The organism is Haloarcula sp. NS06, from assembly GCF_051122755.1.
Lineage (GTDB): Archaea > Halobacteriota > Halobacteria > Halobacteriales > Haloarculaceae > Haloarcula.
Map to the genome: position 1 here is coordinate 598,889 of NZ_CP184844.1, position 17,469 is coordinate 616,357.

A 17,469-nucleotide genomic window follows, 5' to 3' on the forward strand; every position below is an offset into this window, starting at 1 on the left:
GAGTACGTATCAGCATATATCGATAGCACCGACAGTATACTGTAGAGTTCGTCAGGCGGTTTCGGATGGGTCGACGACCTCATCAGCAGCCAGATATACACCGACCTGGTCACAGTGGCCCGCCAGCGGGCACGCATCGGGGTCATCCAGACAGGCCGGTTTTCTGGCCGAGCAGTACTCCCTGCCGAACTGAATCATCGCGGTATGCCCGAACCCGCACTTCTCCGCGGGCACATCGCGCTCCAGATACTCACGGGCGGTCTCGTGGTCGGCGTCGGCCGGGGCCAGTCCCATCCGGCGGGCGATGCGGTGGACGTGTGTATCAACGGGGAATACGCCGCCGCGACCGCCTGCAAATAGCAGGACGCAGTCGGCGGTCTTCGGGCCGACGCCGTTCATGTCCAGCAGTGTCGACCGCACCGCCTCGGGGTCGCTTTCCCTGACGAATTCGTCGAAGCCCGATTCGCCGCCGTACTCCTCGCAGATACGCTGTGCCAGTGTGATGATGCGCTCGGATTTCTGGTTGTACAGCCCGGCCGAGGAGATGGTTTCAGCGAGTTCGGGCTGGTCGGCGTCGGCCAGCGCGCGGGCAAGGTCAGCATCGGTGCTACCATCGCTTGCAGCCCCGCCATCACTCCCATACCGCGCCATCAGTTCGTCATGGGCTGGCTGGCTCGCCTTGTCGGAGGTGTTCTGACTGAGAATCGTCCGGACAAGACACTCGAAGGCGTCCCGGCCGCCGTAGGTCTTCGTCCAGTACAGTTCGCCGAGACGGTCCACGACGGCTTCGGCTCGCGTCCCTGCCGTTTCCGGATCGAACGTTGCCGACTGGCCACCGCCAGCGGTCCCGCCGCTGATGTTCTCCGCTGGCTCCTCGTCGTGCATGTCCAGTAGCAGGGCCGGCGGACCCAAAACGCCTGCCCCGACCCATTCACATGACGGCGACGCCGCTTCGTCGCCATCACTTTCCTCGTCCGCAGTCCGATAGAAGAGAATGACTGACTGTGGTACCGGTCTGGGCCGAGCGTCGGCACAGATGCAGGAACAGATAATGCGTTCTTGTACTCTCCGGACACCATCCGCTGAGAGGTCCGATGGTTCCAGAGTGGTCCACAGCAAAGGACCTGAAATGGGGCGTCCTTGGGGCAGACGCCCACGGGACAGACACGAAAACTCGTGGCGTGCGGCGACGGGCTATGCCCACGGTGGTCGTCGCCGCGAAAGATGGTCGAAGCTGACAGGTCAAGACCCGGTCACGTCCTGGCACTCACCTCCTGTGGGGCGGCGTTTGCGCGGACGACAGGGACGGCAGCACCCGACTCGCTACGGCGACAGATGTCCCGCCTCGACGTGGCCTGTTCGTCCGGCATACAATTGTTTAGGCTACCCTAAAACACAAAAAGCCATCGGTTTCTAGGCGAGCCAAAAAGAGGGAGACGATTACTCCTCGACGATAACGGTGCCAGCCATCCCCGCAGCCTCGTGCGGAATACAGACGTAGGCGTGTTCGCCGGCCGTCTCAAATGTGTGAACGTAACTCTGGCCGGACTGAACGGCCCCCTTGCCGTTCTCCCACCCTTCGCGTGCAGCCGACTCGCTTTCAAACCCGCCGGAGGCCCAGTAAGTCGCATCCTCTGGGAGGTCATCCGCAACAGCGGTGACCGAGTGCGCTTCGCCACCGACGTGTTCCCAGGCGACTTTGTCACCGACGCTGACGGTGAGTTCCGCCGGTGCGTACGCGACGGCCTCCATGTCAACGACGTGGTCGGCGTCCTCGGGAACACCTTCAACAACGTTCGGGCCGCCGGACAGTGACGACTCGGTTTCCTCGGACTCCTCGCCGCCGTGGCCGCCGGACCCGCTCGGGGCGCTGTCGACAGCACCGACAACGGCGAACTGTCCGGTTCGCGTGGCATCCGCCATCTGCGTCGGGTTGGCGTCGCCGTTCGTCAGTCCACGCGAGAAGTCGTTCAGTGCCCCCTCGAAGTTCTCGTAGGCGTCGTGGTCCGCTTCCTCCAGCATCTCGTGGACCCGCGCCTCCTCGAAGGTCGCGAAGACGTCCTGCACGACGTCCGTCGCGGCCTCCCCGTTGCCGCCGGCGCTCCCAGCGATGGCGTACGCCGCCGCGATAGCCTCGTCGTTGAATGCCGTCGCCGCGGCGGTGACGTCCCCGCCGTCATCGGCCGCGGAGCGAATGTCCGTAAGCGTCGATTCGAAGCTCTCGTAGATTTCCTCGTCGGCTTCCTCCAGCGCCTCGTGGAAGCCTGCTGCGCCGCTCTCAAAGTGAGCAAAGGTGTCCTGAATGACGGTCGCCGCGCGGTCGGTTTTAGACAGCGCCGCGAGTCCGGCCGCGTCGAAGGCCCGTCCGATCATGTAGTCCGCTTCCGCCCCGCTGGCGACAGCCGTCGACAGGGCCGATTCGAAGTCAAGCAGGGCTTGCTGAACCCCGTCGTGGTGGGTTGCCACGGCATCACTGTCGTCGTCCTCGTAGGCCGACTGGAGTGATATGAGGTGCTCCTCCTCGAAGCGGTGGTAGAGGTCCTCGCTCTCGTGTTCCATCGTCTCGTGGAAGCCGAGTTCGTTCTCCTCGAAGCGGGCAAACACGTCCGAGACGATGGTCGCCGCGCTGTCGGCGTCGCCGAGGCGGTACAGTTCGCGAGCGTCCGCGATGCGGGCACGGAAGAACGCTGACTCCAGCGCCGCGCGGGCGTCCTCGCCGCCGACCAGTGCTTCGATTCCGGCGACAAGGTTCGTATCGACCGTTTCGGTGGCTCTGTCGATACCGTCCGCGTTACCGTTCCCGATGGCACTGGAGAGGTCGTCTAACCCACTCTCAAAGGCCTCGTAGGCTCCGCCGTCACCCTCCTCAAGCGCATCGTGTGCGCTCGCTCCCTCGAAGTGAGCGAAGACGTTCTCGACGGCGGTCGACGCTGCATCGGCCGCGCCGTTGGTGGCGAGCCAATCCGCGTCGGCGACGCGGGCACGGTAGCTGTTCAATGTGACCGTGTGCGCGTACGCCCGTCCGGGACCGCCGGCGGACGCGAGCGCGGCCGCATCCCAGCCACGGGCCTGCATCGTCGCGAGGTGGCCTGCGCCAGCGACCGATGCTTGCTGGACCAGCGCATACGCGCCCGAAACGGTCGCGTCAAGCGCGGCCCGGGCCTGTTCAGTGACGCCGCTTGCGTCTTCACTACCTGCGGCGGAGCCGATTCCATCCAGTGCGTTCTCGAAGGCCTCGTAGGATTCCGCGTCCGCCTCCTCGAGCTGGCTGTACACCAGCGCGTCCTCGAACGCAGTCATCGTCTCCTCCGCGATAGCGGCGGCCCCCTCGAAAGCGCCCAGCGTCCCAGCCATGGCGGCATTGCTCGCCCGACTGCCCAGCAAGAGCAGGTCCAGCACTCTGGTAGCCTGCTGTCCGGCAGCGGCCTGCTGAGCCGTCTGGAGATGGCCTGACGCTTTGTCCGCAGCCGACGCGGCTCCGGGCACATCGCCCTCGGACAGCGACGACTGGACCGTCCCGAGAGCATCCTCGAACCCCTCGTATGCTGACTCTGACGTGGACTCAAGCTGTTCGTGGGCACCGTACTCACCGGACGCACCTTCGAACCGGGCGAAAATGTTCTGTGCGACGGTCGCTCCGGCACCGGGCGCACCGGCCCGCCCCAGAGCGACGGCATCGTACAGCCGTGCCCGGTATACGTTCCATTCAGTCGCGACAGCGGTCATCGGCCCGACCGAAACGCCGCTTTCGCCGCTCTCGTCTGTTCCTGCGGTCGCTGCCTGTTCTGTCGTTTCGGTGTCCGCTGACGCCGTGTTCGAGTCGGACGACCCCACCCCTGGGCAGCCAGCAAGCAGTCCCGTCGCAGCGATCCCCACCGTCTTCAGCAAGTCACGTCTCTGTGGCATACGCTTTATTAGGGATGCCTAAAAGACTTAAGGCCACCGATCTTTTGGTATCCCTAAACCACCAGACAGTAACGCATTATCACAGCGACAGGTCCACAGTACCCCCGGTACTGACACCGAACGCGTCGTCGCCACGACCGCGGTTGACGGCGAGTTCGACGTTTCCGTGACTGCCAACGGTGACGAGTCGCTGACCCCGGTCGACGCCAGCGTAGGCTCGGTGTACTGGGGCCTCAGTATCGCCGACCGCCACCGTCCCGCCGAACCGATCCGCGAGGACCTCGCCGGGAATGTTCGTCACGGCGTTCCCGAAGTCATCGACGACGAGCACCTCGCCGGTCGCTCCGTCACCATCGACTGTGGCCGCCGGGAACCGGAGGTCGACGTAGTCGTCGGTCGGGGTGGTTTCGGGCCGGGTTTCGATGGCATCGACGCCAGTGTCGTGGACGGCCGCCGCGGCGGGCGCAAACACGTCCCGCCCGTGGAAGGTCGTGCTCGCGGGGTCGTCGTAAGCCCAGGTGAACACCTCGAACGCATCTGTGGCGTCGTTTTGGTTTTCGGCTGAGTTCGCGGGTAACCGGCAGGAGGACACCGTTGTCAGGCCCCACGAGCGCGTGGTCGTCCGCACGGACGACCAAGGCATCTCTGTCGGTCCCGACACCCGGGTCGACAACGACACAGTGGACTGCCGGCGGGAAGTACGGGAGCGTCTGCGTGAGCCAGAACGCCGCTGCCCGCACGTCCTGCCGTGGGAAATCGTGGGCGATATCCTCGATGCGCGCGTCCGTGGCCTGACAGATGACGCCCTTCATTGCCGCCGGATAGGGCGATCCGAAGTCTGAACTCAGTGTAATCATCAGTCGTTGAGGTCATCGAGCGACTCGGGGACCGGTTCGCCTGTGGCGGCGTACCGTTCGAGCGAGTCACTGTCTGAGACGTGCTGGAGCCGCTTGATGCCGTGGATCTCCTCGATAACTTCCACAACAGATGACGGGACCCGGTCGCGCCAGGACTCGTCGTCGATCATCCGCTGGCGAATCTCGCTGCCCTCCAGCCGGTCGCGGTCGAACATTGGGGACTGGCGGACTTCGATGCCGGCCTCCTCGAACAGGCGGACCACCAGCGGATTGTTCGAGTACGCCACGTCGAAGTCCGGACACATACTCTCGACGTGGCTTACCCAGACGGCGTTGCGGTTGATGTCCTCAAGGGGGACGACATATGTCGTCAGGTCGTACTCCGCGACGGCCTTTGTGATCATCATGATCCGCTCACCGGCCGTAAAGGGGTCGTGTGTGGTGTGTGAATCGTCGGCGCTTCCGATACCCAGAACAAGCTCGTCGACTTCCTCCGAAATCCGCTCGACCATCGAGTGATGGCCGTTGTGGTAGGGCTGGAAGCGACCGATGTAGAACCCACGCATATTCCCCAGTGGGTGTGGTGGTTTGATAAACCCGACGACGCGGTACTGCCGGAATACAATCCCTCCAATTCGGGCGCTGTACTGCGGTTTCAGGGTGTTGCAACAACCGACACGGGGAGAAAGTATATCAGTCGACAGGCCTTCCATGAGTATGTTAGCAACGTTTGTATGAGCGACAACACCGACACCGACGCGACTCCCGACCCTGACCGGGAGGCATCCGACGCTGGGGAGGAAGAGGCGTCGACCAACGGGGCCAAACAGGACCCCAACGAACCCGCCTCTGAGCCCTCGGCAGACGAGCCATCCGACCCGTCCGAGGACCGATGGGCCGGCGAGGGAGAAACGTCCGAAACGACACTCGGAAGCGATGTCCAAGTTGACGGCGAGTCTGAACTGGACGGAGACGAGGAGAATCTCCTCGGCGGTCTCGAAATCGAGTCGACCGCCGACATCGAAGTGCCAGACCGACTCGTCGACCAGGTCATCGGGCAGGACCACGCCCGTGACGTGATCAAGAAGGCGGCCAAGCAGCGCCGCCACGTGATGATGATCGGCTCCCCCGGAACGGGGAAGTCGATGCTGGCGAAGGCGATGTCTCAGCTGCTCCCACGAGAGGAACTGCAGGACGTTCTTGTCTACCACAATCCCGACGACGGCAATGAACCGAAAGTACGCACTGTCCCCGGCGGCAAAGGGGAACAGATTGTCGAGGCCCACAAGGAGGAGGCCCGCAAGCGAAACCAGATGCGGACCTTCCTCATGTGGATCATCATCGCCATCGTCATCGGCTACGCCCTGATCCTCGTCCAGCAGGTCCTGCTGGGGATTCTCGCGGCCGGTGTCATCTATCTCGCATTCCGCTACGGTTCGCGCGGCAGCGACGCGATGATTCCGAACCTGCTGGTCAACAACGCCAACCAGAAGACCGCGCCGTTCGAGGACGCCACGGGCGCCCACGCCGGTGCGCTGCTGGGCGACGTTCGTCACGACCCGTTCCAGTCCGGTGGGATGGAGACGCCGAGCCACGACCGCGTCGAGCCCGGCGCGATCCACCAGGCCAACAAGGGCGTGCTGTTCGTCGACGAGATCAACACGCTCGATATCCGCAGCCAGCAGAAGCTGATGACGGCCATTCAGGAGGGAGAGTTCTCCATTACGGGCCAATCCGAGCGCTCCTCGGGCGCGATGGTTCAGACCGAGCCAGTCCCCTGTGACTTCATCATGATTGCGGCGGGGAACCTCGACGCGATGGAGAACATGCACCCCGCGCTGCGCTCCCGTATCAAGGGGTACGGGTACGAGGTGTACATGGACGACACCATCGAAGATGACCCCGAGATGCGACGGAAGTACGCCCGGTTCATCGCCCAGGAGGTCGAAAACGACGGGCGGCTCCCGCACTTCACCGAGGAGGCCGTTCAGGAGCTCATCCTGGAGGCCCGGCGTCGCGCCGGCCGAAAAGGCCACCTCAGCCTGAAGTTCCGTGACCTTGGCGGACTGGTCCGCGTCGCTGGCGACATCGCCCGCGCCGAGGACCGCGACCGCACCGAGCGAGCGGACGTGCTGCAGGCCAAACGGCGCTCCCGGTCCATCGAGCAACAGCTCGCGGACAACTACATCGAGCGCCGCAAGGACTACGAGCTCACCGTCAACCAGGGCGACGTGGTCGGCCGCGTCAACGGGCTCGCCGTCATGGGCGAGGACAGCGGTATCGTCCTCCCTGTGATGGCCGAGGTCAGCCCGTCACAGGGCCCCGGGCAGGTCATCGCCACGGGACAGCTCAAGGAGATGGCCGAAGAGGCTGTCCAGAACGTCTCGGCGATCATCAAGAAGTTCTCTGACGAGGACATCTCCGAGAAGGACGTTCACATCCAGTTCGTGCAGGCCGGTGAAGGCGGCGTCGACGGCGACTCCGCCTCTATCACCGTCGCTACCGCGGTTATCTCCGCGATAGAAAACGTCCCAATCAAGCAGAACCTCGCCATGACCGGCTCACTGTCGGTCCGGGGTGACGTGCTCCCGGTTGGCGGCGTCACACACAAAATCGAGGCAGCCGCCAAGTCGGGCCTCGATACGGTCATCATTCCTGAAGCGAACACGCAGGACGTGATGATCGAGGACGAGTACGAGGACATGATCGAGATCATTCCGGTCTCGCACATCTCAGAGGTCCTCGAGGTCGCACTGGCTGGCGAAGCCGAGAAGGACTCGCTGGTCGACCGCCTCAAGTCCATCACGGGCAAGGCACTCGACCACGAGGTCGGCCGGCAGGGCGGCAGTCCAAGTCCGCAATAAATGCCCGAGTGGGCCGCATTCGTCGGCCTGACGGGGTTTCTTTTAACCGCGCTTCTCGGTCTCGCACGGCTCTCGCAGGGAGCCGTCCGGTCCGATGGCGGCGTCTCGTCCACAGTCGACGGCGTCTCGATGGCCGACAGGGACCCGACTATCCCGCGGTTCGAAACCCAACGGGCGGCGGCCCAGCGACAGCAGATGCGCGACACGCTCGCCCCGAGCGATGTCTCGACAGGGGCGTTGCTTGCCAACGTCGCGTTCACACAGGGGCTGTTCGGCGTGCTGCTGGTCGCCGGCGCGTTTTATTTCGAAATCCCCGCTAGTGCGTTCGGCATCGCCAGTGACGCACTTTCGACAGGGTTGCCGGCGATGGCCATCGGTATCGGCGCTGGGATCGGCTTCTGGGTCGGGAACGAGGGCGCCGCTGCGCTGGCAGACGGTTTCGGCGTCACCTTCGACGAGTCACTACGGGAACTGCTCGCCCCGGATTCGGCCGTCGGCTGGGTCATCCTGCTGGGCGGGGTCCTGCCGGTTATCGCTATCGTCGAGGAACTGCTCTTCCGGGCGGCGGCTATCGGCGTCCCCGTGTCCGGCCTCAACGCACCGGCGTGGGCGATGGCCATCGTCGCCTCCGTCGCCTTCGCACTGGGCCACGGCGCACAGGGCCGGGTGGGTATCGTCGTTACCGGCACGCTGGGGTTGGCGCTCGCTGGCCTGTTCATCGCGACAAACAGCTTACTCGCAGTTGTCATCGCCCACTACTTGGTCAACGCCCTCGAGCTGATTGTCCACGAGGGGTTGGGCGTTGACCGGCTCTGGGCCTAAAGGCCCTCAATAGCCCGGAGCTTTTGCTCGACGGGCGGCGGCGCTGCGCTTGGCCCGTCCCGAACCCGATGGTCCGGAATCAACAGCGGCACGGGGTTTGCGGCCAGTGCCTCCCGGACCTGTGCGATGTCGTCCTGCTCGTCAGCGTCCAGATCCGGTGTCATCTGCGCGACCTGTGCAACGGATGCGTCCTCGCCGTACGGAATCTCTTGGACAGCTTCCAGCACGATTCGCTGGTCCGTCGGGACCGTGAGGCCGACTGTCACATCCGCGAAGTCGTCTTCAACCCCCTGAAGATACTCCGCGATGCGGTCGAGCAGCGTGTGGTCCTCGCCGGCGTCGGCCTCCGGCTGGGACGGAAACGACAGCGAAATGATCCGGTCGCCGGCTTCTCCAAGCTGGACGTACCGGTCGAGATACGACGACTCACGGGCGTAGATTCCTGCGTCCCCGGTCGGTGCTTCCATACTATCGCTGTCGGCCGGTCGCCCCTTCAACATTCGGCATCGGTGTTCGTCAGTCTTGAACCGAGAGCACAGTGGGGTAGTCGGAAATGAGTCCGTCGACGCCAGCCTGGACCAGTTCCCGGGCCTGATACCACGTGCTGACTGTCCAGACGTTCAGGTCTCGGTCTTCATCGTCGGCGATGTCGACGAGGTCGATGTCGCTCAGGTCGGACTCGGTGTACTCGCCGTCGTTGAAGAAGGACGTTCCCTGAACCATGTTCCGGGGGACGTTCACCGCGTCGCAGTCATAGCGGCGGGTGACCTCCAGCCCCTCCTCGATGCTGTCCCAGAAGAGGAAGGCGACGGGGACCGAGTCGTCGTAATCACGGACAGTCGCAAGCGCCGCCTCGTAGAACGACGAGACGAGAATATCGTTGTCGTACTCGCTGACGAGGTCGAGCGCACGTTCGGTGTAGGGTCGCCACAGTTCTCGCTGCGTCGACAGTGTCTGGTCCGACAGCGACTCGGCGAACGCGAGGTCGTCGCTCCCGGGATTCTTGAACTCCAGATTGACCGCCACGCTTGGCGGGATCGCCTCCATGACCGTTTCAAGCGTCGGAACCGTCTCCGCCGTACCGAGGACGGTCGCACTGGTCACAGTGTCCGCATCGGTCTCGAAGACAAGTCCCTCGGTGTCTGTCAGCCCGCGCTCGCCGCCGTCGCGTTCGGCCAGTCCGTTGTCGTGGAAGGTAACGAGCGTGCCATCGGCGGTCGGCACGACATCGACCTCGACCATGTCCGCGCGCCGGTGGGCCGTTTGTGTTCCCGGCCCGCCAAACGAGGCCGCCTCAACCGCCAGTTCCGTGTTCTCCGGGTAGACGCCGGCGAACCCGCGGTGGGCGATGAGCGTTGTGTCGTCGGTCATCTCCTCGCCCTCCGTTTCGGTGGCGTCATCGGTGCCTGACTCGCCGCCATCTGATTCCTGTGCTGCTGTACTCCCCGCAATCCCGGAACTCGCCAGCGTCGCCGCTGTCCCTTCAACGAATGTCCGTCGACCGATGTACTGTGACATACTAAGTACCGCTGCCGAGCGGTCGTGAAAGACCGTTTATATGAGGAATATATTCCTCTCAGTAGATGTGTCCCGCAACGGCCGAGTCTGTAGCCGCCTCCGCCGAAGTGATCACGCTTCCGTACTGTGTCGTTCACGGGCCGCAGCCACGACCAGTGGGAGTGTAATCGTCGCGTCAGCATACACCGAGACATTCCGGGCGTCCTTTTCAAGTTTCCCCCACGAACGGGCCTCGTCGAGCGTTGCGCCGGAGAGACCGCCGGTGTTCGAGGGGTCCATCGTCAACTGGACGGCGTAGTCGTAGGCGTCGGGCGAGACGAGCATCGTCTGGAGGACATAGTTCTTCGGGACGCCACCACCGACGACCATCGCACCGGCGCTGTCGGCCTCGTAGGCGATGTCCGTGATGTCGGTCATGTCCGCCAGCGCGTCGACCGTGAACTCGCTGGTCTGGGAGTACATCCACGCTTGCAGGCCCAGCACGGAGTCTTGGAAAGCCGGGCAATACACCGGCACGTCGTTCTCGTAGGCCGCCGCCAGCACACCAGCGTCCTCGGGCACGTCCTCGCGCTCGTTGACTTCGCTGTTGGCCCGACCGAGTTCCTCCGTCATGCGCTGGATCGAAACCGCTCCCTCGTCTTCCAGCGTCGAGAACACCTCATCCCGGAGGTGGTTCTCGAACAGGGCGAAATGCTCCTGCGGGAGGTAGACGTTGTAGATACGGTCGACGCCCTCGTCCCGGAGCGTCTCGTCGTGTTCGCGCTCCGTTTGCCCTTCGGGCGTCACCTCGCCGTGGTGGTGCTTACCGCCGATGGCCTCGATGCTGTCGTGGGTACAGTTCGCGCCCGTGGTGACGAGTACGTCGATGTGACCGTCGCGGATGAGTTCGCTGACGATCGCCCGCATCCCGGTCGGGACCATCGCGCCGGCGAGTCCGAAAAAGGTCGTCACATCTTCGTCGAGCATCTCGCTGTAGATATCGACGGCCTCGTGGATGTCGCTCGCACCGATGCCGGCCTCGCCGTAGCTGTCAGCCAGTTCGCCGACCGTCATTCCGGCCCGGACTTCCGCGTGCCCGATGGGGTCGTGATGGAACGTCTCTCGCTCGTCGGTGTGGTCGCTCATTGCTGTGCAGTCGAGCGCGGGCGGGTTTCAACGTCGTGGTTCGCCACGGTGGGTACGGGCCATACATTGGTTGCTCGTCACATACCGCCACTGAAACGGAGGGCTTAGACACCCCTGCGTTGGATGGAACGCTATGGATACCACTTCGTTTCGGCGCGGCGTTCGCGACGTTGCGCCGCTTCTGCTGGGGATTATCCCGTTTGGCCTCGTTGCCGGCATCGCGACCGTCAACGCCGGGCTGGGGCTGCCAGCCGCAGTCGGGCTATCCGTAGTCGTCTTCGCCGGCGCATCACAGCTCGCGGCGCTGGAGCTGCTCGGACAGAACGCGCCGCTAACGGTTGTCGTCGCGACGGCAGTCGTCATCAACCTCCGATTGCTGATGTACTCGGCATCGATCGCGCCGTACTTCCGGGATTTCACCGACCGATGGAAAGCAGTGCTTGCCTACGTGTTGACCGATCAGGCGTACGCGCTGTCGGTCGCGAGCTACCGGTCCGACAGCGAGACGGACCGGAAGTGGTACTACCTCGGCGTCGCTGTGACGCTCTGGGTGGTGTGGCAGGTTACGACTATCGTGGGAGCGCTGCTCGGCACTGGCGTCCCGGACGCCTGGGGCCTCGAATTCGCTATCCCGCTCGTCTTCCTCGCGATTCTGGTCCCGGCAATCGAGGACGCATCGACCGGGGCTGCTGCTGTCGTCGGTGGAGCCATCGCTGTCGTCGGCGCTGGGCTCCCGCTCAACCTCGGATTGCTCGTCGCGGCCGGCGTTGGCATCACCGCTGGTGTTCTCACCGAGTCCGCCACGGGAGGGACCGATGGCGACTAACTACGGTCCGGTTGAAATTGCCGGTGTCATCGCTGTCATCGGCGTGTTGACGTACGCCTGTCGGCTCTCCTTCATTGCGCTGTTCGGTCGGCTCGACGAGATTCCGCCGGTCGTCGAGCAGGTGTTGCGGTTCGTCCCCGCCGCTGTCCTCGCTGCGCTTGTCCTCCCGTCGTTCGTGACACTCGACGCCAGTAGTTTCGCCACAGACAAATTCGTCGCCGGCGCGCTCGCAGCGGGTGTTGCCTGGCGGACCGAGGACGTGTTTGCGACGATGGTGACTGGAATGGGCGTCCTCTGGGCGATCAGGTTCCTGCTGTAGTCAGCTCAGTTCTAGCGAGGCCCCACAGCAGTCCGACCGGTACTGCTCGTGTTGCTCGACGAGCTTGCAGTCCTGATAGCGACGGGCGGCGAGACCACCACACGCCTCACAGGTGAGGACGTGCTTCGGGTCGGTGAAGGCCGGACAGTGGACATCAGTATCGAGGTTCGCGGCCCGCTCCCGAAAGGCTCGGCCGTGGTCGGTCGTCCCGTCGCGCTGGTACTGCTCGACGTGGATGAGTTCGTGGCGCAGCGTCGCTTCCCAGGCGTCTCTGTCGAAGGCCGAAAAGGCGTCCCAGGTCAACGACACCGTACACGGGAGCGGGCGGCCGTCGCTCCCGTTGACGCTATCCCAGTCGTACTGTTGGCCGACGGTGGCGTCGTCCAGTTTCGGCCGCTTGACCGCGGCGGCCCGTCGCTTGGCCCGGTGAGACACGTCCCAGTCGACGAGATCGAACCGAACCGAGATGCCCTGCTCGCGGCGGACTCGCCGGCAGTACTGTCGCGACCAAGCGATAAGGTCCGTATCTGACATAATACCCTCGAACGAAACTCCCTCGTCCATCGCCTCAGAGCCCGGTCGGACAGTCGATGTAGGTCGTCTCCAGCCCCCAGTCCTCGACGACGGTCTGGAGCGACTGGACGCCGAACGTTTCGGTCGCGTAGTGGCCAGCGAGAATGACGTGCATCCCCTGCTCGCGCGCCTCGTGGAAGGCCTTCTGTTTCCCCTCGCCGGTGATGAGCACGTCGGCGTCCGTCTCGACAGCCTCTTGCAGCCAGTCGACCCCGCTGCCGGTGACAATGGCGACATCTTCGACAGTCGATGGGCCGAAGTCCAGAACCTGAACTGGCTGGCCGCCAGTGTCTATATTGCCTTCGAGCGAACCTGCGAGTTCGGAGACCGTCTGTGGCTCTGCAAGGGTCCCTTGCTGGCCGATATGCTCGCCGCCCATCGAACCGAACGGCGCACGGTTGTCGAGGTCCAGCAGGTCAGCAACACCGGCGGCGTTACCGAGCGATTGATGGCCATCAAGCGGAAGGTGAGCAGTGTACAGCGCGAGGTCGTTGTCGATCAGCGGTGCGACGCGGCGGTAGTTGGTTCCGGTCACGCGCTCCATCCCGCCCCAGACGATACCGTGGTGCGTTACGAGCAGGTCAGCGCCCGCCTCGTCGGCGCGGTCGATGGTCTCGACGGCCGCATCGACTGCGAAGGCGACGTGCTCGACCGGTTGGCTCGCCGGCCCGACCTGGAGGCCGTTCGGACTGGCGTCGATATCGGCGTAAGCCTCAATATCGAGTCTATCGTCAAGACGTGCCGCAATGTCTCCGGCGTTCATAGCGCGGGCTTCGAGATGGCCGGTGGTATGCTTTTCTCTCCCAGCGTCTGGCTACCCGTCCGATTCGACCAACTGGTCGTTCGCTTGCCCGATGAGGTCCCGGTCCACCGCGGCATCGATGATGGCGTCGAACTGCTCCCCGTCGATATCGTAGGCATTGACCGCAACCTCGCGGATTTCCGCGCGGTCAACAGGCATCTCACGGTTCTGGAGCAAGCGCATGACCTTGTTGTACTCCAGTTTTGTCAGCGAAGGGCCGTCATCGCTGCCATCGTTGTCGTCGCTGTCCGAACCACGTTCGGTGTCTCCGCTCTCAGCTCCGGCCGCCGAATCACTCGACCCAGTCAGCTTCACTGTCTGCCTGTCCGTGGTGTCCGCCGCTGCCGCGTTCGTCGAATCGGACTCCGCAGTCGCGTCCGCCGTCTCCGGTGACTGCGCCGACTGCTCTTGCCCCGCCGCGCTCGCGCTATCGTCGCCCAGCAGCGAGCCATCATCGGCCGGCTCGACCACACTGTCGGTGGTTACCGGCTCCTCACTCGTCTGCTCGTCGGTCGTTGGCGTCCCGGATTCGTCCAGCAGTCCCGGCGGCTCGGAGGTCCCAGCATCGCCAGCCGTTTCCGCTGTCTCGCGGGCGTCCGCCTTCGCCGCCTCGACGGCCGGTTCGACGATCGTTGCGAGCTTCTCCCGACAGGTCGAGCAGAGGACGACAGTCCCCTGTTTCTCGGCTTCCGGGTCCAGCGATTTCGGGATAATCGGATATTCGGAGAGCGAAACATCGAGCGCGCCGCCACAGAAATAACACGACGATAGCTGGTCCATGCTCGAAAAAGAAATGGTCTGTTCACTAAAAGACTACTTGCTGTGTCGGATGCCGAGCAAGTGGCGACGGCCACGGCGGTCCGAACAGCACTGACACTGAGCCATTGTTTACGATGTACTATACTGAAAACACCTATTTATCCAAGAACACCCGAACCAGTTCTTCGACTTCGTCACCGGGCTCTAGCCACGGCGTGTGGCCGTGTCCCGGGAGTTCGTGGAACTCGGCGTCGGACATCTTTTCAGCGACGGGACGGCCCACGGCTGGCGGATAGAAGGCATCCTCCGTCCCCCAGACGAACTGCGTTGGGCAGTCGATCCGAACAATTTCGCTCCGGATATCAAACAGCGGGTGGGCGCGGCCGTACGATCCCTGTGCCGTCGCCAGCGACCGCTGGCTCTCCTGACGCCCGGGCAGGTCCTGTCCGGCAGCGAGCAGTTCGTAAAACACGGACGGGATGGACGAGTCGTCGCCAACGTTGACCCGCTGCATCGACTGCCTTGCGTTCTCGACCGGGTCGCCGCGGTTGAGCAACCACAGCAACGGGCGGTTGAGGCCACAAATCGTCAGCAGGCGAAACAGGAACGGGAGGTCCCGCGAGACGCCGCCCGGCGCACCGACCAGTTGCAGTCGGTCCACGCGGTCGTGGTCGATTGCGAGCAGGAACGACTGGAGGCCGCCGTGAGAGTTGCCGACCATGTGGGGCCGGTCAATCCCAAGGTCGTCGAGCAGTTCCAGCAGGTACGTCACCAGAAACGACCGGAGGTCCCGGCCCTGGTAGCTTGGAGCGGCCGAAAGGCCGAGGCCGGGTCGGTCGGGAGCATACACGCGGTACTCGTCGGTGAGCGACGGGAACAGGGGGAGCCACGTCGCCGCTGGCGTTCCGACGCCGTGAAGGAGGAGGACGGGGTCGCCGTCTGGGTTCCCACCAACCAGATAGTGAACCCGGCCCACGGTATCCGTCTCGGTCACTCTTGACTCGACAGCGAGGTCGTAGTGGTCGGCGAGGCGGGCCTGAGCGTCCGCGTACCGTCGCTCGGCTGGATGGGGCCAGTCGTCCGGCGACAGCGCGCGACCCTCGGGAACTGTGGTACCGCCACTCATAGGTGGACTGTCCAGCGCCGGGCGTATCAGTGTATCGTGGCTCACGATGAACAGAGCGGATTATGTCTCCATGAGACACATATAGCTCCGCCACCTCGCTATCGCATGGAGAAAATCGAGGGCACTATCCTTGCCGGGCGGTCGTTCGAGCCGGTCCACGGCACCATTGTCGTCGAGGATGGGTACATAACGGCCATCGAGGAGACACCGGCCCGCGAGAGCGACCACAACCGCATCGTCCTGCCGGCATTCGTGAACGCCCACACCCACGTTGGCGACTCCGTTGCGAAGGAGGCGGCTGTCGGACTTGGCCTGGAAGAGGCAGTAGTACCGCCAGACAGTCTGAAACACCAGCAGATCGCAGCGGCCGACGACGAGACGCTGATTGCCGCGATGCACCGCACACTCCGGTTCATGCAGCGAACCGGTACCGCAGCGTTTCTCGACTTCCGGGAGTTCGGCGTCGACGGCGCAAACGCGCTCCGCGAGGCCGCTTCGGGGCTCGATATCGAGGACTTCATCTTCGGAAGCGACGACTCCGCGGTGCTTGACATAGCTGACGGGTTCGGTGCCAGTGGCGCGAACGACGACGATTTCACCACCGAGCGGGCCGCTGCCGAGGAGCGCGCGGTCCCGTTTGCTATCCACGCCGGCGAACCGGACGCCACCGATATCCACCCGGCGCTGGATCTGGAACCGGAGTTGCTGGTCCACATGGTCCATGCCGAGGCGGAGCACCTCGAACGGGTAGCCGACCAAGACGTCCCAATTGCTGTCTGTCCCCGTGCGAACCGTGTTCTCGGGGTCGGCCGACCACCAATTGAGACGCTGCTTGAGTACACAGACGTCGCGCTCGGGACGGACAACGTGATGTTGAATGCCCCATCGATGTTCCGTGAGATGGAGTACACCGCGAAGACGTTCGACCTCCCCTCGCGGACGGTGCTCCGGATGGCGACGACCGCCGGAGCCGAGGCAGTGGGGCTCGACTGCGGTGTCATCGAACCCGGCCGCCGGGCCGCGCTACTGGTCCTCGATGGTGACTCGGACAACCTCTCGTCCGTCGCCGACCCAGTCGACGCAGTTGTCCGGCGAGCGTCTCCACTGGATATTCATCGTGTTATCTGCTGAAGCGGACGGCAGGAATGGACCCGGATATATTTTCGATTAGCGCTGGTCCGCGTGGGCGAATACGAACGCCCGAAGGAGTTTCGCGGCCAGCGTTGCTGCCTGTCCGTCGTCGCGGTCGTTGACCTCGACGACGTCGAAGCCGACGGCCTGTGGTGCGACGGCCCGGACCACGTCGTGCATCTCGCGTGGGTCGAGGCCGAACGGCTCCGGCGTCCCGGTGCCTGGCGCGAACCCGGGGTCGGCGGCGTCGATGTCGACAGAGAGGTACACTTGCTCGTCGTCGAACGCGGGTGACCAGTCGGCCACGTCTTCCGGCGGAACCACGGTCACGTCGTCTTCGCTCGCGCGGTTCCATTCGGCCTCCGAGCCAGTGCGTGCGCCCAGCACGATTGCCTCGTCGGCCACCGGGAGCGCGTGGCGGGTCACTGTCGCGTGAGAGTACTCGTCGCCGGCATAGGACTCGCGGAGGTCCAGATGCGCGTCCAGACAGACGAACACGTCCGGTTCGAGCGCGCGCACACCAGCGACCGAGACGGTGTGTTCGCCGCCGACGACGAGTGGGACAGCCTCGTCGCTGTTGAAATCCGAGAGGGTCCCCTGAAGGTACGTGAGGTACTCGCCAACGTCGGCTGTGGGACCGATGTCGCCGTGGTCGTAGACGGAACACTCAGTGAAGTGCTGGTCGGTGCGGTGGTCGTAGTCGTCGAACTGCTGGCCGAATTTGCGGACGCGGGCCGGGCCAAAGCGTGCGCCAGGGCGAAACGATGTCGATGCGTCAAGCGGCGCACCCACGAGTGCGTAGTCGGCCGCCCCGCGGTCGACCCCCGCACCGGGAAACATC

Annotated in this window: 16 protein-coding genes and 1 pseudogene; 5 read left to right on the forward strand and 12 right to left on the reverse strand. The window is 64.2% G+C overall.

The annotated features are described in order from the left end of the window. Positions 1 to 51: 51 nt before the first annotated feature. The 4 genes and pseudogenes from ACODNH_RS06775 to ACODNH_RS06790 all read right to left on the reverse strand — a co-directional run bounded on the left by ACODNH_RS06775 (position 52) and on the right by ACODNH_RS06790 (position 5,329). The gene (locus tag ACODNH_RS06775) at positions 52 to 885 is read right to left on the reverse strand and encodes an endonuclease III domain-containing protein (protein ID WP_306708666.1); all 834 of its coding nucleotides are present in this window, start codon (positions 883 to 885) and stop codon (positions 52 to 54) included. A 555-nt stretch (positions 886 to 1,440) separates the two neighbouring features. Further along, positions 1,441 to 3,906 (reverse strand): DUF5059 domain-containing protein, encoded by a 2,466-nt coding sequence (locus ACODNH_RS06780; protein WP_434531143.1) that lies wholly within the window; start codon positions 3,904 to 3,906, stop codon positions 1,441 to 1,443. 79 nt (positions 3,907 to 3,985) lie between these two features. Further along, a pseudogene (locus ACODNH_RS06785) lies at positions 3,986 to 4,763 on the reverse strand (SAM hydrolase/SAM-dependent halogenase family protein). Then, positions 4,763 to 5,329 (reverse strand): nicotinamide-nucleotide adenylyltransferase, encoded by a 567-nt coding sequence (locus ACODNH_RS06790; RefSeq protein WP_434531144.1) that lies wholly within the window; start codon positions 5,327 to 5,329, stop codon positions 4,763 to 4,765. Before ACODNH_RS06790 ends, ACODNH_RS06785 begins: the two are co-directional and overlap by 1 nt. Positions 5,330 to 5,497: 168 nt before the next feature. On the opposite strand from ACODNH_RS06790, the gene lonB reads away from it, so the two are divergent. Both lonB and ACODNH_RS06800 read left to right on the forward strand, forming a co-directional pair. Further along, positions 5,498 to 7,627, forward strand: coding sequence for an ATP-dependent protease LonB (gene lonB / locus ACODNH_RS06795; RefSeq protein WP_306708674.1), 2,130 nt, complete (start codon positions 5,498 to 5,500; stop codon positions 7,625 to 7,627). Further along, entirely contained in the window at positions 7,628 to 8,449 is an 822-nt protein-coding gene (locus ACODNH_RS06800; protein WP_306708676.1) for a CPBP family intramembrane glutamic endopeptidase, read from the forward strand. On the opposite strand, the gene ACODNH_RS06805 is transcribed toward ACODNH_RS06800, so the two are convergent. The 3 genes from ACODNH_RS06805 to ACODNH_RS06815 all read right to left on the reverse strand — a co-directional run bounded on the left by ACODNH_RS06805 (position 8,446) and on the right by ACODNH_RS06815 (position 11,092). Continuing rightward, positions 8,446 to 8,949, reverse strand: a complete 504-nt coding sequence (locus ACODNH_RS06805; RefSeq protein ID WP_306708678.1) for an MGMT family protein — start codon at positions 8,947 to 8,949, stop codon at positions 8,446 to 8,448. The two genes, ACODNH_RS06800 and ACODNH_RS06805, sit on opposite strands and share 4 nt — an antisense overlap. Positions 8,950 to 8,965: 16 nt before the next feature. Next, complete coding sequence (locus ACODNH_RS06810) at positions 8,966 to 9,967, reverse strand: glycerophosphodiester phosphodiesterase (protein ID WP_306708680.1); 1,002 nt, start codon at positions 9,965 to 9,967, stop codon at positions 8,966 to 8,968. 111 nt (positions 9,968 to 10,078) lie between these two features. Next, complete coding sequence (locus ACODNH_RS06815) at positions 10,079 to 11,092, reverse strand: deoxyhypusine synthase (protein WP_306708682.1); 1,014 nt, start codon at positions 11,090 to 11,092, stop codon at positions 10,079 to 10,081. Positions 11,093 to 11,225: 133 nt separating this feature from the next. On the opposite strand from ACODNH_RS06815, the gene ACODNH_RS06820 reads away from it, so the two are divergent. Together ACODNH_RS06820 and ACODNH_RS06825 are read left to right on the forward strand one after the other, a co-directional pair. Beyond that, on the forward strand, positions 11,226 to 11,918 hold the full coding sequence (locus ACODNH_RS06820; RefSeq protein WP_306708684.1) for an AzlC family ABC transporter permease: 693 nt from the start codon (positions 11,226 to 11,228) through the stop codon (positions 11,916 to 11,918). After that, entirely contained in the window at positions 11,908 to 12,237 is a 330-nt protein-coding gene (locus ACODNH_RS06825; RefSeq protein WP_306708686.1) for an AzlD domain-containing protein, read from the forward strand. The genes ACODNH_RS06820 and ACODNH_RS06825 overlap by 11 nt, the downstream gene beginning before the upstream one ends. Here ACODNH_RS06825 and ACODNH_RS06830 read toward each other — a convergent pair whose 3' ends face one another. The 4 genes from ACODNH_RS06830 to ACODNH_RS06845 form a co-directional block, all read right to left on the reverse strand. Further along, positions 12,238 to 12,801, reverse strand: a complete 564-nt coding sequence (locus tag ACODNH_RS06830; protein ID WP_306708687.1) for a transcription elongation protein SprT — start codon at positions 12,799 to 12,801, stop codon at positions 12,238 to 12,240. 4 nt (positions 12,802 to 12,805) lie between these two features. Further along, entirely contained in the window at positions 12,806 to 13,573 is a 768-nt protein-coding gene (locus tag ACODNH_RS06835; RefSeq protein WP_306708689.1) for a Nif3-like dinuclear metal center hexameric protein, read from the reverse strand. A 51-nt stretch (positions 13,574 to 13,624) separates the two neighbouring features. Beyond that, positions 13,625 to 14,392 (reverse strand): hypothetical protein, encoded by a 768-nt coding sequence (locus tag ACODNH_RS06840; protein ID WP_306708691.1) that lies wholly within the window; start codon positions 14,390 to 14,392, stop codon positions 13,625 to 13,627. 133 nt (positions 14,393 to 14,525) lie between these two features. Next, positions 14,526 to 15,497, reverse strand: coding sequence for an alpha/beta fold hydrolase (locus ACODNH_RS06845; protein WP_306708693.1), 972 nt, complete (start codon positions 15,495 to 15,497; stop codon positions 14,526 to 14,528). A 105-nt stretch (positions 15,498 to 15,602) separates the two neighbouring features. Here ACODNH_RS06845 and ACODNH_RS06850 point away from each other — a divergent pair, with 105 nt between their 5' ends. Continuing rightward, entirely contained in the window at positions 15,603 to 16,628 is a 1,026-nt protein-coding gene (locus ACODNH_RS06850) for an amidohydrolase family protein (protein ID WP_306708695.1), read from the forward strand. A gap of 36 nt (positions 16,629 to 16,664) precedes the next feature. On the opposite strand, the gene speB is transcribed toward ACODNH_RS06850, so the two are convergent. Next, positions 16,665 to 17,468, reverse strand: coding sequence for an agmatinase (gene speB / locus ACODNH_RS06855; RefSeq protein ID WP_306708697.1), 804 nt, complete (start codon positions 17,466 to 17,468; stop codon positions 16,665 to 16,667). Position 17,469 lies beyond the last annotated feature (1 nt).

Excerpts from the sequence above, each read along its gene's own strand:
- ACODNH_RS06775 (WP_306708666.1), bottom strand. The coding sequence starts at position 885 with ATGCACGACGAGGAGCCAGCGGAGAACATCAGCGGCGGGACCGCTGGC.
- ACODNH_RS06780 (WP_434531143.1), bottom strand. The coding sequence starts at position 3,906 with ATGCCACAGAGACGTGACTTGCTGAAGACGGTGGGGATCGCTGCGACG.
- ACODNH_RS06790 (WP_434531144.1), bottom strand. The coding sequence starts at position 5,329 with ATGCGTGGGTTCTACATCGGTCGCTTCCAGCCCTACCACAACGGCCAT.
- lonB (WP_306708674.1), top strand. The coding sequence starts at position 5,498 with ATGAGCGACAACACCGACACCGACGCGACTCCCGACCCTGACCGGGAG.
- ACODNH_RS06800 (WP_306708676.1), top strand. The coding sequence starts at position 7,628 with ATGCCCGAGTGGGCCGCATTCGTCGGCCTGACGGGGTTTCTTTTAACC.
- ACODNH_RS06805 (WP_306708678.1), bottom strand. The coding sequence starts at position 8,949 with ATGTTGAAGGGGCGACCGGCCGACAGCGATAGTATGGAAGCACCGACC.
- ACODNH_RS06810 (WP_306708680.1), bottom strand. The coding sequence starts at position 9,967 with ATGTCACAGTACATCGGTCGACGGACATTCGTTGAAGGGACAGCGGCG.
- ACODNH_RS06815 (WP_306708682.1), bottom strand. The coding sequence starts at position 11,092 with ATGAGCGACCACACCGACGAGCGAGAGACGTTCCATCACGACCCCATC.
- ACODNH_RS06820 (WP_306708684.1), top strand. The coding sequence starts at position 11,226 with ATGGATACCACTTCGTTTCGGCGCGGCGTTCGCGACGTTGCGCCGCTT.
- ACODNH_RS06825 (WP_306708686.1), top strand. The coding sequence starts at position 11,908 with ATGGCGACTAACTACGGTCCGGTTGAAATTGCCGGTGTCATCGCTGTC.
- ACODNH_RS06830 (WP_306708687.1), bottom strand. The coding sequence starts at position 12,801 with ATGGACGAGGGAGTTTCGTTCGAGGGTATTATGTCAGATACGGACCTT.
- ACODNH_RS06835 (WP_306708689.1), bottom strand. The coding sequence starts at position 13,573 with ATGAACGCCGGAGACATTGCGGCACGTCTTGACGATAGACTCGATATT.
- ACODNH_RS06840 (WP_306708691.1), bottom strand. The coding sequence starts at position 14,392 with ATGGACCAGCTATCGTCGTGTTATTTCTGTGGCGGCGCGCTCGATGTT.
- ACODNH_RS06845 (WP_306708693.1), bottom strand. The coding sequence starts at position 15,497 with ATGAGTGGCGGTACCACAGTTCCCGAGGGTCGCGCGCTGTCGCCGGAC.
- ACODNH_RS06850 (WP_306708695.1), top strand. The coding sequence starts at position 15,603 with ATGGAGAAAATCGAGGGCACTATCCTTGCCGGGCGGTCGTTCGAGCCG.
- speB (WP_306708697.1), bottom strand. The coding sequence starts at position 17,468 with ATGTTTCCCGGTGCGGGGGTCGACCGCGGGGCGGCCGACTACGCACTC.